General features: G+C 68.6%; 13 protein-coding genes. 7 read left to right on the top strand and 6 right to left on the bottom strand.

What is annotated here, in order from left to right:
* Nucleotides 1–218 precede the first annotated feature (218 nt).
* A complete protein-coding gene (locus C8E96_RS31480) occupies nt 219–2,183 on the top strand; it encodes a discoidin domain-containing protein (RefSeq protein WP_091381118.1) in 1,965 nt (654 codons plus the stop codon).
* A gap of 115 nt (nt 2,184–2,298) precedes the next feature.
* Here C8E96_RS31480 and C8E96_RS31475 read toward each other — a convergent pair whose 3' ends face one another.
* Together C8E96_RS31475 and C8E96_RS31470 are read right to left on the bottom strand one after the other, a co-directional pair.
* Nucleotides 2,299–3,141, bottom strand: coding sequence for a crotonase/enoyl-CoA hydratase family protein (locus C8E96_RS31475; protein WP_091381115.1), 843 nt, complete (start codon nt 3,139–3,141; stop codon nt 2,299–2,301).
* Complete coding sequence (locus C8E96_RS31470; protein ID WP_091381113.1) at nt 3,134–4,780, bottom strand: acyl-CoA dehydrogenase family protein; 1,647 nt, start codon at nt 4,778–4,780, stop codon at nt 3,134–3,136. The genes C8E96_RS31475 and C8E96_RS31470 overlap by 8 nt, the downstream gene beginning before the upstream one ends.
* Before the next feature lie 97 nt (nt 4,781–4,877).
* On the opposite strand from C8E96_RS31470, the gene C8E96_RS31465 reads away from it, so the two are divergent.
* Entirely contained in the window at nt 4,878–5,483 is a 606-nt protein-coding gene (locus tag C8E96_RS31465; protein WP_091381111.1) for a TetR/AcrR family transcriptional regulator, read from the top strand.
* Here the strand turns inward: C8E96_RS31465 and C8E96_RS31460 are convergent.
* Complete coding sequence (locus tag C8E96_RS31460) at nt 5,480–5,725, bottom strand: hypothetical protein (protein WP_091381445.1); 246 nt, start codon at nt 5,723–5,725, stop codon at nt 5,480–5,482. The genes C8E96_RS31465 and C8E96_RS31460 overlap by 4 nt on opposite strands.
* Before the next feature lie 83 nt (nt 5,726–5,808).
* Here C8E96_RS31460 and C8E96_RS31455 point away from each other — a divergent pair, with 83 nt between their 5' ends.
* Nucleotides 5,809–6,180 carry a VOC family protein gene (locus C8E96_RS31455; RefSeq protein WP_091381109.1) on the top strand — a complete coding sequence of 124 codons (372 nt, stop codon included), beginning with the start codon at nt 5,809–5,811 and terminating at the stop codon, nt 6,178–6,180.
* A 227-nt stretch (nt 6,181–6,407) separates the two neighbouring features.
* Here the strand turns inward: C8E96_RS31455 and C8E96_RS31450 are convergent, their stop codons facing one another.
* A complete protein-coding gene (locus C8E96_RS31450; RefSeq protein WP_228770138.1) occupies nt 6,408–7,997 on the bottom strand; it encodes an adenylate/guanylate cyclase domain-containing protein in 1,590 nt (529 codons plus the stop codon).
* Nucleotides 7,998–8,439: 442 nt separating this feature from the next.
* Here C8E96_RS31450 and C8E96_RS31445 point away from each other — a divergent pair, with 442 nt between their 5' ends.
* A complete protein-coding gene (locus C8E96_RS31445; RefSeq protein WP_228770137.1) occupies nt 8,440–9,381 on the top strand; it encodes a zinc metalloprotease in 942 nt (313 codons plus the stop codon).
* A gap of 73 nt (nt 9,382–9,454) precedes the next feature.
* Here the strand turns inward: C8E96_RS31445 and C8E96_RS31440 are convergent, their stop codons facing one another.
* The gene (locus C8E96_RS31440; RefSeq protein WP_091381107.1) at nt 9,455–10,051 is read right to left on the bottom strand and encodes a TetR/AcrR family transcriptional regulator; all 597 of its coding nucleotides are present in this window, start codon (nt 10,049–10,051) and stop codon (nt 9,455–9,457) included.
* Between the two features lie 105 nt (nt 10,052–10,156).
* Here C8E96_RS31440 and C8E96_RS31435 point away from each other — a divergent pair, with 105 nt between their 5' ends.
* Genes C8E96_RS31435 through C8E96_RS31425 form a run of 3 tightly spaced genes read left to right on the top strand, consistent with a single transcriptional unit; the run spans nt 10,157 to nt 13,448 of the window.
* Nucleotides 10,157–11,080: a patatin-like phospholipase family protein gene (locus tag C8E96_RS31435; protein ID WP_091381104.1), complete on the top strand. Its 924-nt coding sequence runs from the start codon at nt 10,157–10,159 to the stop codon at nt 11,078–11,080.
* 2 nt (nt 11,081–11,082) lie between these two features.
* Nucleotides 11,083–11,970, top strand: a complete 888-nt coding sequence (locus tag C8E96_RS31430) for an SDR family oxidoreductase (protein WP_228770136.1) — start codon at nt 11,083–11,085, stop codon at nt 11,968–11,970.
* On the top strand, nt 11,967–13,448 hold the full coding sequence (locus C8E96_RS31425; RefSeq protein WP_091381099.1) for a flavin-containing monooxygenase: 1,482 nt from the start codon (nt 11,967–11,969) through the stop codon (nt 13,446–13,448). Before C8E96_RS31430 ends, C8E96_RS31425 begins: the two co-directional genes overlap by 4 nt.
* Nucleotides 13,449–13,462: 14 nt before the next feature.
* Here C8E96_RS31425 and C8E96_RS31420 read toward each other — a convergent pair whose 3' ends face one another.
* Nucleotides 13,463–14,131, bottom strand: coding sequence for a TetR/AcrR family transcriptional regulator (locus C8E96_RS31420; RefSeq protein ID WP_091381097.1), 669 nt, complete (start codon nt 14,129–14,131; stop codon nt 13,463–13,465).
* Nucleotides 14,132–14,188: the final 57 nt, after the last annotated feature.

The following is a 14,188-nucleotide window of genomic DNA, read 5'->3' as shown; positions in this document are numbered from 1 at the left end:
CCGAGCGTCACCGAAGACCTCTCACTGCCGGATTGGTCTGCCTCGGCGCGCGTTTCTCCTGGTCGCCGATTCGTTTCTCGGGAATCGCGGCGAATGTGGTGGACCAATCGCCGACTGATCGAAAAGCGGTAAATAACCGGCCAACGTGAAACCTTGTCAGCTATCGGTCGGTGTCGTTACGTTGCCGTGACCAGACCGCGTCTACCTGCGAGGCCGCGATGAGAGTGCTCAGTCTGTCCGTCATCGGCGCGCTTGTCATCGGAACCCTGGCGCCGGTGTCCGCCGAGGCCGCTGTCGCCTATGTGGCGGCGTCGGTGAAATCGGTGACCGCCAGCGCCGACGACGGCAATCCGCCGCGAAACACCCTTGATCACAATCCCGGCACCAGATGGTCGGCGAGCGGCGACGGGCAGTCGATCACCTTCGACCTCTCGGCCACGCACACGGTCGGGTCGGTGCGCTTCGCGTTCTTCGCCGGGGACCAGCGCTCGGCCATCTTCGACGTGCAGACCTCGGTCGACGGCTCATCGTGGACCACGGTGCGTTCAGGTCGGGGAAGTGGGACCGGGCTGGGCCTGGAGACCTTCGACTTCACCGATGTCTCCGCGCGCTACGTGCGCTACCTCGGGCACGGCAACTCGGTGAACGCGTGGAACTCGATGACCGAAGCGGAGATCCACGTGGCCGCCGCGCAGAGTCAGCGGCTGTTCGTCGGCGCGGACGGCAGGCTCGTCACACCCGCGTACGGCAACGGCGACCGGATCGCCGACTTCTCCACCGTGGGCTACCGCGGCGGCGGTGTCGCGCTTCCGGTCGTGGCCGCGCGGCGGACCGTGCAGCCGCCGACCTCCGGTGACGCGGGTGCCTCCATCCAGGCGGCGATCGACGCGGTCAGCGCGCTTCCCTTGGACGCCAACGGCTTCCGGGGTGCGGTCCAACTCGTCGCGGGCGTCTACCCCGTGTCGGGGACGTTGGCCATCCGCGCGTCCGGTGTCGTGCTGCGTGGGGCCGGGCAGAGCACGGTGATCAGGGCGACCGGGACTTCGCCGCGAACCCTGATCACGGCGGCGGGCAGCGGATCGATCAGCGAGGTGTCAGGCACTCGGAAGTCCATTTCGGACAGCTACGTCCCGGTCGGCGCGAAGTCCCTGACCGTGACGGACGCGTCGGGCTTCCGGGTCGGTGACGAGGTCGTGGTGGCCCGCACCCCCGACCAGGAGTGGATCGACTCGGTGGGCATGGATTCCTGCACCGGCAAGGGAACCGCCTACGACACGGCCGACGTGAGCGGCTCGACCTGTCTGGAGGGTCCGTGGACGCCCGCGAGCCGCACGATGCACTACGAACGGCGGATCACGGCGATCGAGGGCAACCGGCTCACCTTCGACGGCCCGATGGTGGAGGCGTTCCAGAGCCAGTTCGGCGGCGGCGCGGTCTACAAGTACACGTTCTCGGGCCGCGTCCGCGACGTCGGCGTCGAGTACCTGCGGGCGGAGTCGTCGTTCACCTCGGCGACCGATGAGGCACACGCGGAGCGGATGCTCGCGTTCAGCGCGGTCCGGGACGGCTGGGCCAGGGAGATCACCTCCGCGCACTTCGTCCAGGGGACAGTGGTGTTCACGCGGGGGACGCGCAACGTGACGGTTCAGGACAGCGCGTCCGTCGATCACAAGTCGCAGATCACCGGGGGACGGCGGTACCCCTTCGACATAGAGGGGGCTTCGCACATCCTGGTGATGCGGGTGTACTCCAGCACGGGCCGACACGACTTCGTGACCGGCGGGAACACCCCTGGACCCAACGTGTTTCTCGATAGCCGGGCGGAGAACTCGGAATCGGAGTTGGGGCCGCACCACCGGTGGGGTGTGGGAACGCTGTTCGACAACGTCGTCCACAAGAGCCGCAGCGGGACCCAGAGCATGGCCGCCTACAACCGGGGGAACTCGGGGACCGGGCATGGATGGTCTGGCGCGTACCAGGTCTACTACAACTGCGTGGGCGACTCGATGATCATTTCCAGTCCGCCCGGGGCACGGAACTGGGCCATCGGCTGCCGCGCGAATCGACGGACCGGGACCGGGGAGTACGACTCGTTTGGCACTCCTGTCGGACCGCGAAGCCTTTACCTGCACCAGCTGCGAGACCGACTCGGCCAGGCCGCGCTGGCAAACATCGGCTACTAGCTCAAGCTGCCCACAACACCACCGATCCCCGCTGGCCCGTCCGGACGAAGGGGACGTCCCTTGAGGTTTGCTCGGGGGTGGTGACGAGCTTTCGTGACGTTGTGGTGGTGATGTGTCAGCGGGGGCGTGAGCCGTAATCGCCGAAAGGGTTGTCGCGTTCTCGTACTGCTTCGCGGATTCCGATGGTGGCGGAACGTTCCACGAAGTCTCGGCCTTCCTGGGTGTGCCTTGCCACGCCGTCGAACAGGGTGCCGAGTGTCCTGGTGGAGCTGATGCCCATGTTCTCCGCGGTCTGGTTGCAGAGCAGCTTCAGCATCCGCAGCTGGTTGAGTGGGACCTGAGCCATCCGCTCGGCGAGTGCGGTGGCGTGGTCCAGCAGCTGGTCATCCGGGACGCATTCGAGGATCAGGCCTATGTCCGCCGCCTCTTTCGCCCGGATTTCGTCGCCGGTCAGGAGGTAGCGCTTGGCCTTCTCGAAGCCGAGGCGGTAGACCCACATCGCGGTCGTCGGGGTGCCCCACACCCGTGAGGGTGGGTAGCCGAAGGAGGCTCCCTCGCCGGCAATGATGATGTCCGAGCACAGGACCATGTCCGTGCCGCCCGCTATGCACCAGCCCTGTACCGCCGAAATCGTGGGTTTGGTGGCGTACCAGAGCTTCATGTAGGTGTCGACGAACCTTGACATCTCGCGCATGTCCATCACCGAGTCCCACGCCCGGTCCATGGTCGCCTCGGTTGCCTGTAGTTCCGTCGACCAGTCCAAGCCATAACCCGCGCAAAACGCGGCTCCCTCGGCGCGCAGCAGGATCACGCGGACTTCCGGGTCGTCATCGGCTTCGTCTATCGCCGCCCCGAGTTCGTCGCGTAGGGCCAAGGTGATGGTGTTGTACTCGGCCGCACGCGACAGGATGATCGATCGGACGCCCGCCTCGGTTTCGGTGCGCAGGGTCTCAGGCATCGAAGTCTCCTCCGCGTGGCTTCGCGCGCTCGATGATCGTGGTGGTGTCGATCCCCGTGGGCAGGGTGCCGAAAGCGACGCCCCAATCGCTGTCGAGACGTGAAGCGCAGAAGGCGTCGGCGACCGCTGGGTGTCCGTGGCGGACCAGCAGGGAACCCTGCAGCACCAAGGCCATTGACTCGACGATTCGCCGTGCCCGGTACTGGATGTCGTCGAAGTGTGATAGTTCCTTGCGGACCCGGGCGACCGCGTTGTCGAGCCGGGCGTCGGTCCCCGCGGCCAGGTCGACTTCGGCGAAGAAGGCCTCCACCGACTCCGGCTGCTTCGCCATGGCACGCAGCGAATCCAGTGCGGCGACGTTGCCGGAACCCTCCCAGATGGACGGCAGTGGCGACTCCCGGTAGAGCCGGGGCATTCCGGACTCCTCGACATACCCGTTGCCGCCCAGGCACTCCAGGGCTTCCGCCGCGTGGGCGGGGGCGCGCTTGCAGACCCAGTACTTGGTCACGGCCAGCCCGACCCGGCGGACCATCGCCTCGTGTTCGTCGCCCGCGATGGCGCGGTCGACCGCTCCCGCGAGCCGCATCCCGACGACTGTCGCCGCTTCCGCCTCGATCGCGAGGTCGGCCAAGACGTTCACCATCAGCGGCTGTTCGATGAGCCTTGCCCCGAAAGCGTCTCGGTGGGTCGCGTGGTGGACCGCCTGGGCGACGCCCTGGCGCATCCCGGACGCCGAGCCGACCGCGCAGTCCAGGCGGGTCAGGTTGACCATCTGGATGATCGTCGGCACCCCACGCCCCTCCTCGCCGACCCGCCACCCGATGGCGTTGTCGTACTCGATCTCCGAGGACGCGTTGGAGCGGTTGCCGAGCTTGTCCTTGAGGCGCTGCAACCGAAGCGCGTTCCTGGTGCCGTCGGGCAGCACCCGCGGCAGCAGGAAGCAGGTCAGCCCGCCGGGCGCCTGGGCGAGGGTGAGGAACAGGTCCGACATCGGCGCCGAGGTGAACCACTTGTGCCCGACGACGGTGTACGTGCCGTCGCTGTTCGGCGTGGCCCGGGTCGTGTTGGCCCGCACGTCGGAGCCGCCCTGCTTCTCCGTCATCGACATGCCCGCGATCAGCCCCCGCTTGCCGCTGGGCTCACGCAGCCCGTAGTCGTAGACCGACGCGGTCAGCAGCGGCTCGAAGTCCGCGGCCAGCGTCGGCTCGACCCGCAGCGCGGGGACGGCGGCGTAGGTCATCGAGATCGGGCACAAGTGCCCGGGATCGGTCTGCCCCCACACGAACATCTTCGCCGCGCGGGCCACATGCGCCCCCGGCCGCCGGTCCCGCCACGGCGCCGCGTGCAGCCCGTTCTCGACGGCGACCGTCATCAGGTCGTGCCAGTGCGTGTGGAAGTCGACCTCGTCGACCCGGTGGCCGAAGCGGTCGTGGGTGCGCAGCACCGGCGGGTACTTCTCGACCAGCCTGCCCCACTCCTGCGCCTGCTCGCCGCCCGCGAGCGTGCCGAGCGCGCGCAGGTCGGCTTCCGCCCACCCGGCCCCCTCGCGGCGCAGGCCTTCGAGCAGCGCCGGGTAGTCGGCGACGTCGTAGCCGGTCAGTGGCGGAACCTGGTTGGTGACCTCATGCGTGGCGGGCATCGGGTTCCTCCGTCGGGGTGGTGTCGGCGCGTTTCGACGGTAGCCCTCGGTGTAGGTCTGAAGCAAGGTTCAATTCTTGCGGTGGTTGAATGCGCGGGTGGCGTATCGCAAGACCGAGGCCGTGCTCAAGAAGCAGGCCATGACCCGAGAACGCATCGTCCGCGCGGCGACCGAGTTGGTCGTCGAGGAGGGTTACGCCGGCTGCTCGATGGCCGGGGTCGCCCGGCGGGCCGAGGTGGCGACCGGGTCGATCTACCAGTTCTTCCCCAGCAAGGGAGAACTGTTCGCCGAGGTCTTCCGCACGGCGGTGAGCCGCGAGGTCGTCGCCACGTCCCAGGCGGGTGCCGAAAAGCTGACGTCGTCGGCCCGCGCGTCGATCCTCGCCGCCGCCGAGACGTTCTGCACCCGCGCGATGCGCTCACCGAGAATGGCGTACGCGCTGATCGCCGAACCGGTCGACCCGCTCGTCGAAGCCGAGCGGCTGGTCTTCCACCAGTCGTTTTCCGACATCTTGGCGACCGCGATCAACGCCGCCATCGCCGCGGGCGAGGTCCCCGACCAGGACGCGGGGATCACCGCCGCGGGCATCGTCGGCGCCATCAGCGACGTGCTTGTGCTTCCGCTGTCCCGAGGGGACACCGGCGAGAGGGTGCTGCCCGCCCTGCTGGCCTTCATCGACCGGGCGCTGGGCAGGCCCGACTAGCGGTTCGCGAGAACCCGGCTGCCCAGCCACCCGCCGTAGACGGCCAGACCCAGGACGCCCAGCTTGCGCGTGCGCCGCATGGCGACCGCGGCGCCGAGGGCGACCTCGGTGGCCCCGTTGCGGTAGATCCACTGCTCGGTGTCCTCGGGGAACGCCTTCACCGAGACCGGCTCGAACGCCTTGGGCGCGACGAAGTGGGCGGCGCCGACAGCGGCGATCGCGAGTCCGAGCATGCGGAACATGGCAGTCCTCTCGTCGTTCAGTGCGCCGACCATACGCGGAACGCGTGATCGCCGGTGTCGGTGGTTCGGGGGACACTCGTGGCATGCCCGTATCGCTGCACCACATCGTCATCGACGCCCACGACCTGCTCGGCCTCGCCCGCTTCTGGGCTGAAGTGCTGGGGTGGAAGATCCTGTCGGTTCGGGAGCGGGAGGTCGTCGTCGGTGAGCATGAGACGGCTTCGGTCGGGTTGTGCTTCATGCCGGTCACGGATCGGAAGGTGGTCAAGAACCGACTGCACCTGGACTTGACCTCGTCCCCGGAGGAACGTGAGGCCGAGATCGATCGAATCCTCAGCCTTGGCGCCACGAGGGTCGAGATCGGGCAGACGGGGGAGGAATCGTGGACGGTGCTGGCTGACCCTGAAGGCAACGAATTCTGTGTCGTACGACCGAAAACGACCCTGATCACCTAGACGCCCGCGACGGAGGGGATCTCGTTCCCACCCCCGAGTCGCAAGGGGCCAATCCTGACGGCCTGTTTGGGTGGTTCGCCTTGATTCGGGGGGAGAAGGACCTAAACTTTCGCGGCGCGGGGCAGTTTCTTCACCCTGCCCGCTTTACCCGCGCAGGTCCTTCTCCGGGGTCCCCGAATCAAGGCGAACCACCCAAACAGGCACCCCGCAACGCACGTCCGCCCAACCTAATTCCCCGTCACCACTCCAGCCGGATCGACGATCGGCACGACAACCGTGGTGTCCTCAGTCCGCCCGCGCAACGTGACCGTATCGGTCGCACGCCAACGCGCCGCCTCCTCGGGAGCCGCCGCCGCTGCCGCGCGGGACGAGGCGACCAGTCGACCCGGCACCGACTTGGCCAGTTCCGTCAACCGCGCCGCCTCGTTCACCGGGTCGCCGATCACCGTGTACTCGAACCGCCGTTCGTCGCCGATGTTGCCCGCCACCGCCATTCCGGCGGCGACCCCGATCCCGGCCGGGCACTCGGGAACCTCCACCGGCAGCCGTGCCGCGATTGCGCGGGCGGCGGCCAATGCCCTGCCCGCGTTGTCGTCAAGTGGGACGGGGGCGCCGAAGACGCCCAAGGCGGCGTCGCCGACGAACTTGTTGACCAAGCCGCCGTGGGCGTCGATCTCGTCGACGACGACGGCGAAGAACCGGTTGAGCAGCCCCACCACTTCCTCCGGTGGCCGGGTGGCGGCCAGGGTGGTGGAGCCGACGATGTCGACGAAGATCACCGCCACCTCGCAGACCTCACCGCCCAGGTGGGTTCCGCTGTCGGCGACGGCCTCGTCGGCGACCGACTGGCCGACGTGCCTGCCGAACAGGTCGCGGATTCGCTCGCGTTCGCGCAGCCCCGCCGCCATCCGATTGAAGCCCGCCTGCAGCAGGCCCAACTCGGTGCCGTCGTAGACCGGGATCTCCAGATCCAACTGGCCGCGCTGGACCCGGGACAGCCCGTCGCGCACGGACTGGATGGGGGCGACGGTCGCGCGGGCGTTGATGACCATCACCAGCAGGCCCACGACGAGCACGATCCCGCCCAGGACGATCACGGTCGTGGCGAGCTGGTCGGTCGAGACGTTCTTGCGCGCCAAGGCGAACACGGCGACCGCCACCACGCCGATCACCGGCACGCCCGTGCCCAGCGACCAGAACACCAGCATCCGCACCAGAACGCCCGCGCCGCCGACCCTGGTCGGCGGGTCGTTGGTCAGCGCCTTCGCCGCGACCGGGCGCAGCGCGAACTCCGTGAGCAGGTAGGCGATCGCGCAGACCACGATGCCGGCGAAGCCGACGGTGAACGCCACCGTCGGGACCTGTTTCGGCTGCAGGAAAGCGAAAGTGCCGGTGAACAGCACCGTGGCCAGCCCCCACAGCGACGCCTGCATCAGGGTCAGCCGCATCGGCACGCGCACCGTGGCGCGGCGGTCGGCGGCGGTCGGGACGCGGCGTTCCATCGACCAGCGCAGCACCCCGAGCGCCCGTTTGGTGCCCCAGGTCCAGCCGATGATCAGGGCCACCACCACATAGGTCGGCGCGCCGATGATGGCGACCATCCGGGTGCGGTCGTCGAGGCCGGGGCCGGGGATGACCACGATCTGCAGCGCGGCGACGACCACGGCCCCGATCAGGTTGGCCAGCACCAGACTCACGGTGATCAGGAGCTGCACCCGGATCCGCAGCGTCCGCTGGTCCTGGTCGGCGCCGCCGAGCAGCGGTGAGCCGAACGGCGAGCGGGACCGGTTCAGTCGGGCGCGGTCGCCGGTGGTCAACGGACCGCCATCGGGGTGAGCATCACTTGCCTCCGCTGCAACCGTGGAGCCGAGCCGGAAACCGTCTCGCACTCCCGCTCGGCGAGGTGGTTCGGCGAGCGTATCCACGGTGTTCCGGCACGTCGAGCCGCCATTCCGCGGGCGCGCCGAGGCCGGGTTTATCTGTGGGAATCGGACTATTCGGCGCGGGCCGTTTGCTAGGTTCAGCACTAGACGGCGGTTTTGCGCACCCGGTGTCGACGTCGCGTCGGGCCGCACCCGACGCCAGGGCCACCTCTGAGGCCGCTGGCCAAGTTGTCCTGCCTATATGCGGTTCGGCAACAAATCGATGTTCCCACAACTCTGGTAACGGGAAAATTTCCGCCCGAGCAGAGTCTTCCCAAACATTCGCGCTCCCGCATAGGTTTCGACGGCCCTGCCCCCTAAGCCCAAGGAGAAGGCGATGGGACGTCCCCCCACCACCCTGCGCGCAGCAGGTATCGCGACGCTGGCCGCAGCGGCGCTCGCGATGACCCCGCTGGCCTCGACCGCACCGGCCGCCGCGTTCGTCAACGGCAACACCGCGGCAGAATGTGTCACCCCGCAGCAGAACTCCTCCGCGAGGGGCGGTTGGGGTCCCGACCACGAAGAGATGACGGCCTGGGACGTCGCCCGCGTCGAATCGCAGAGCAAGAAGTTACTCGAGCAGAAGCGCGCCGAGGGCAAGTACGTTCCCCAGGGCGCCCTCGCCGCGGCCACGATCCCGACCTACGTCCACGTCATGGCGGGCAGCAACGGCCACGGCAACGTCACCGACGCGCAGATCGCCGCCCAGATCGACGTTCTCAACAAGACGTTCGGCGGCCAGGAGTCCTCGCAGGCCGCCAACACCGGCTTCACCTTCACCCTCGCGGGCGTCGACCGCTTCTTCAACGACAACTGGCACAAGGACAAGTCGAGCTCGAAGTACCGTTCGCAGACCCGTCAGGGCGGCATGAACGCGCTGAACATCTGGCTGGTCGACTTCAGCTACCTCGGCATCGCCACGTTCCCGTGGAGCGGCAACTCCGCCATCGACGGCGTCCGCGTCCACTGGGACTCCCTGCCCGGCGGCGGCATCGCCAACTACAACCTGGGCGAGACCGGCACGCACGAGGTGGGCCACTGGCTGGGGCTGTACCACACCTTCCAGGGCGGCTGCACCTCCACCAATGACGAGGTCGCGGACACCCCGGCGCAGTCCAGCTCCACCAACGGCTGCCCCGCCGGCCGCGACTCCTGCTCGCTGCCGGGTCTGGACCCGATTCACAACTACATGGACTACTCCTACGACTCCTGCTACAACCAGTTCACCGCGGGCCAGAGCCAGCGGATGAGCAACATGTGGACCGCATACCGGGCGTAAGGCACTGAACAGTGCGCCCCACGCCGCTGGCGGTGTGGGGCGCACTGTCGTGTGTGGACAAAGCGGCTTCGGGCTACTGGGAGGAAGAACCGGCGAGCATCCGAATCAGATCGGTCAGCACCGCCACCTCGATCGTCGGGTCGATGGCCCGCTGCAGGCCGAGCCCGATCCCCAGGCTCAGCAGGGCGGTCGCGGCGGCGTCGGCGGGCATCGGCAGCCTGATCCCCAGTTCCTCCGCCTGAGCCGTGATCAACCCGGCGATCAGGTCCCGGATCATCCGATCGCGGTTAGCCAGTTCCTTGCGCACCACGTCATCGCGTCGCGCGCTGATCGCGAACTCGACCTCCAGTGCGGTCCACCCGACGTTGCCGATGTTCTCCTCGGCCCACTTCTGGAACGCCGACAGGCGTTCGTCGATGGTGTCGGCGCCCGCGATCGCCTCGGCGATCTTCATGGCCTTCTCCGCGTGGATGTCATCGAGGACCGCCAGGCACAGTTCGTCCTTGTTGCGGAAGTTCGAGTACACCGCGCCCTTGGAGTACCCGGCGGCGTCGGCGACCTTTTCCAGTGAGGTCACCGAATAGCCGTCGGCGAGGAACATCTCCTTCGCCGTGGCCACCAGATGTGCTCGCGTGCGCGCCTGGCTTTCGGCCCGCGTCAGTCTCGCCATGCCACCACCTTAGCCCTCGCCGGTATCAGGATACCGCCGGTCTTCAGATACGCCTACCGGTGGTATTCGAATACTGTTAGTCTCCCGGTGACCCGAGGAGGTGTCATGCGGCGCGGTCTTGTCATCGGATGTGGCGGCACGCTGGGTGCGGCGTGGACGGTCGGCGCGCTGGTCGCGGTCGAGGAGGCGTTCGGCTGGGATCCGCGGACGGCCGACGTGCTCCTCGGGACGTCGGCGGGCGCCGAGTTCGTGACGCTGCTCGGCAGCGGGGTCGGGGTGGGCGAGCTGCTCGACGCGCACCGAGGACTTCCTGGGGTGCGCGACGCCGTCAGCAGGCATCTCGCGGCTGCCCCACATCGGTTTCCGCCGCTCCCGCACGCCCGCTTCGGTTCGCTCAAGCTGGCCCGCCGCCGTGACGCCGCGGGCATGACCAGGTTGACCGGGCTGCTCCCGGTCGGGTCCGGCCACCCGGCCTTCCTGATCGACCTGGTCGACGCCCTGGTTCCGGCAGGCGGCTGGGTGAAGCACCCAGCGGCCTGGGTCGTCGGGTGCGACTACGACACCGGCGAGCGGGTCGCCTTCGGGTCGCCGACCGCGCCGACTGCCTCCATGAAGGACGCCGTGTGCGCGTCCTGGGCGGTGCCCGGTTGGTTCCCGCCGGTCGAGATCGACGGTCGCCGCTTCGCCGACGGCGGCATCGCCTCACCCACCTCCGCCGACCTGCTGCTCCCGCTGGGACTCGACGAAGTTGTCGTGCTCGCGCCGATGGCCTCGGTGGATCCTGGACGGCCCAAGGGTTTGCGCCGCGTCGAGCAGCTCGTGCGGACCCGGATGAGCCGCCTGGTCGATGCCGAAGTCGCCGCGCTGCGGGCCGCCGGGACGAAGGTGCTGCGTCTCGACCCCGGCCCCGAGGACCTGGCCGCGATGGGCCCGAACTTCATGGACGGCAGGCGCGCGGCCCGCGTCCTGGAGACCTCGCTGCGCACCAGCCGCGCCGCCGTCCGCGACCGCACTGTCCGAAAGGGATGATCGTGGCGATTCTCAAGCGCAGATACCCGAAACTCGCTCTCGACGACGCCGTGGTGGTGGTGACCGGCGGCGCCCGGGGCATCGGCCGGGCCACCGCGACCTCCTTCGCCGCCCGCGGCGCGACCGTCCACGTGGGCGACCTCGACGGTGACGCGGTCAAGGAAGCGGCGGAGAGCATCGGCGGCAACGTCCGGGCGCACCAACTCGACGTGACCTCACGGCCGTCGTTCGCCGCTTTCGTCGAAGAGGTGCTCGCCGAACACGGCCACATCGACGTGCTGGTCAACAACGCGGGCGTGATGCCGCTCGGCGGGTTCCTCGAGGAGTCCGACGCGTTGTCCCGCACCACGCTCAACGTCAACATCTGGGGCCTGATCCACGGCATGCGCCTGGTGATGCCGAGCATGATCGCCCGCGGTCGCGGCCACGTCGTCAACATCGCGTCCATGGCGGGCAAGATCCCGCTGCCGGGCATGGCGGTCTACAACGCCAGCAAGTTCGCCGCCGTCGGCCTCACCGCCGCCGTGCGCCGCGAGTACGCCGACACCGGCGTGAGCGTCAGCGCCGTGCTGCCCAGCGCGGTCCGCACCGAACTCGCCTCCGGCGCGCCGCTGGGCCGGGGCATGCCGACCGTGGACCCGGAGGTGATCGCCGCCGCCGTGCTGGGCAGCTGCCGGACCCGCAAGGCGGAGATCCCCGTCCCCGGATTCCTTGCGGGCTGGGACATCCTGGACGCGGTGACCCCGGAACCGGTGATGCGGGTGGGCAGGCGGGCGCTCGGCGACCGCCGCGCGCTCACGTCGCTGGACCGCAGAACCCGCGCGGCGTATGAGAACCGAGTCGCGGGCCAAGCCCACGCGCACGCGCTCGCCATCGAGGAGGAACAGTGAGGCCAGACCACGAGGTCGTCATCGTCGGCGCCGGATTCGGCGGCATGGGGGCGGCCATCGAGTTCAAGCGCCAAGGCGTCAAGGACCTGCTGATCCTCGAACGCGAGGACGACCTGGGCGGCACCTGGCACGTCAACCGGTACCCGGGGCTCGCGGTCGACATCGCGTCGGTCACCTACTCGTACTCCTTCGAGCCGAACCCGCACTGGTCGCGGCTGTTCGCGCCCGGCGCGGAACTCAAGCGCTACGCCGAGCACGTCGCCGACAAGTACGACCTGCGCCGCCACATGCGTTTCGGCGCTGTCGTCGAAGGCGCGCGCTGGGACGAGGACACTCACCTGTGGACGGTGGCCATCGCCGGGTCCGCTCCGGTGACCACCCGCTATCTCGTGACCGCTACCGGGTTCCTGTCGCAGCCGCACACCCCGGACATCCCTGGCATCGACACCTTCGCGGGCGAGATCATCCACACCACGGCGTGGAAGGACACCTACGACCTCGCGGGCAAGCGCGCCGCGGTCATCGGCACCGGCGCCACCGCCGTGCAGCTGATCCCGGAGCTGGCCAAGACGGTCAAGCACCTCACCGTCTTCCAGCGCACCGCGATCTGGGTCGTGCCCAAGATCGACGGCCGCATCCCGCCGGTGGTCCGGCGCCTGTTCGCCAAGGTGCCGATCACCCAGCGGGTCGCGCGGCTGTTCAACACCGCCCTGCTCGAAGTGCTGATGGTGGCGGGCGTGCTGCACTACAAGAAGGTTCCGATGGCGGGCCGGTCCGCGGCGGCGCTGGCCAAGCGGCACCTGCGCAACCAGGTGCGCGACCCGGAGCTGCGCCGCAAGCTCACCCCCGACTATGACTTTGGCTGCAAGCGGCCCACGTTCTCCAACACGTACTTCCGCGCGTTCACCAAGCCGCACGTGCACCTGGAGACCTCGGGCATCGAGCGGATCGAGCCGGACGGGATTGTCGCGGGCGACGGCACCAAGACCAAGCTCGACACCCTGGTCCTGGCGACCGGCTTCAACCTCTGGGACGTCAACTTCCCGGCCATCGAGATCATCGGCCGTGAGGGCCGCGACCTCGGGAAGTGGTGGCGCGACACCAGGTTCCAGGCCTATGAGGGCATCACGGTGCCGAAGTTCCCCAACTTCCTCACCCTGGCCAGCCCGTACTCCTATAGCGGCCTGTCGTACTTCACCACCATCGAGACCCAGATGCGGCACATCCACCGGCTGTTCGGCGAGCTGCGCAAGCGCGGGGCCGACACGTTCGAGGTCACCGAGCGGGCCAACGACCAGTTCCTCGACCGGGTCACGGCCAAGCTCGACGACTCGGTGTTCTACGCGGGCAGCTGCTCCACCGCGCGCAGCTACTACTTCAACCAGCACGGCGAAGCGGCGATCCTGCGGCCGACGTCGACCCTCAACGCGCTGCGCGAAGCGGGCCGGTTCCCGTTGGACGACTACACCTATGCCTGATCAAGTCAGCGTGATCAGGCCGACCGCACCCGGCGCGCGTCGGGTGCGGTCAGCCCGAACCGCACCACGCGGGTGAAGTCGACCAGATCGCCGACCAACGCGTCCACATCGGACGGTTTGGTGAGATCGGAGTCGAGCATCCAGTCGCCGAGCATGTCGAACATGCCGCCGATCATGCCGATGGCCATCCGGTGGGTGTCGACGCCGAGTTCGCCCGTCGGCACGCCGTACTTCTGCCACACCGACTCGATGTAGGCCGCCGCCCACCGGCGGTTGGACCGGCGCTCGCGCTCGACCGCGGGGGACAGGCCCGCCGCCTCGCCGAAGCTGGCCTTGGCGATGCGCGGGTCGTCGAGGAAGGCGTGGACGAAGGTGGATACCAGCAGCTCCATGGCCCGGTCCTCGTCCTCGGGCGCGACGCGCAGCGCCTCGACCATCGCCGCGGTGGCTCGCTCGGTGATGCGGCGCAGCAGGGCGATGTAGCAGTCCTCGCGGCTGTCGAAGACCTCGTAGAAGCTCTTGGTCCCCACGTATGCGGCTTGGCAGATCTGCTCGATCGACGTGTTGTGGTAGCCGTCGGCGGCGAACAGCTCGAGGGCGGCGTCGAGCAGTTGGTCGCGTCGCGCCTGTTTGCGCTGCTCGGCGTCCAGACCGCGGATGCGGCGCCCGGGTGGGGAAGTCATGACTTCCACGCTACCGGCATCGATACAGTTCAAACAGGGTGACTGATTAGTAACAAG

The sequence above is a fragment of the Actinokineospora alba genome, assembly GCF_004362515.1.
In the GTDB taxonomy this organism is placed as follows: Bacteria; Actinomycetota; Actinomycetes; order Mycobacteriales; family Pseudonocardiaceae; genus Actinokineospora; species Actinokineospora alba.
This window is presented reverse-complemented; position numbering and strand designations above follow the sequence as displayed.

Coding starts and splice junctions, on each gene's coding strand:
- C8E96_RS31470 (WP_091381113.1), bottom strand. CDS start 4,780: ATGCCCGCCACGCATGAGGTCACCAACCAGGTTCCGCCACTGACCGGC.
- C8E96_RS31480 (WP_091381118.1), top strand. CDS start 219: ATGAGAGTGCTCAGTCTGTCCGTCATCGGCGCGCTTGTCATCGGAACC.
- C8E96_RS31435 (WP_091381104.1), top strand. CDS start 10,157: ATGCGGCGCGGTCTTGTCATCGGATGTGGCGGCACGCTGGGTGCGGCG.
- C8E96_RS31440 (WP_091381107.1), bottom strand. CDS start 10,051: ATGGCGAGACTGACGCGGGCCGAAAGCCAGGCGCGCACGCGAGCACAT.
- C8E96_RS31420 (WP_091381097.1), bottom strand. CDS start 14,131: ATGACTTCCCCACCCGGGCGCCGCATCCGCGGTCTGGACGCCGAGCAG.
- C8E96_RS31445 (WP_228770137.1), top strand. CDS start 8,440: ATGGGACGTCCCCCCACCACCCTGCGCGCAGCAGGTATCGCGACGCTG.
- C8E96_RS31455 (WP_091381109.1), top strand. CDS start 5,809: ATGCCCGTATCGCTGCACCACATCGTCATCGACGCCCACGACCTGCTC.
- C8E96_RS31460 (WP_091381445.1), bottom strand. CDS start 5,725: ATGTTCCGCATGCTCGGACTCGCGATCGCCGCTGTCGGCGCCGCCCAC.
- C8E96_RS31475 (WP_091381115.1), bottom strand. CDS start 3,141: ATGCCTGAGACCCTGCGCACCGAAACCGAGGCGGGCGTCCGATCGATC.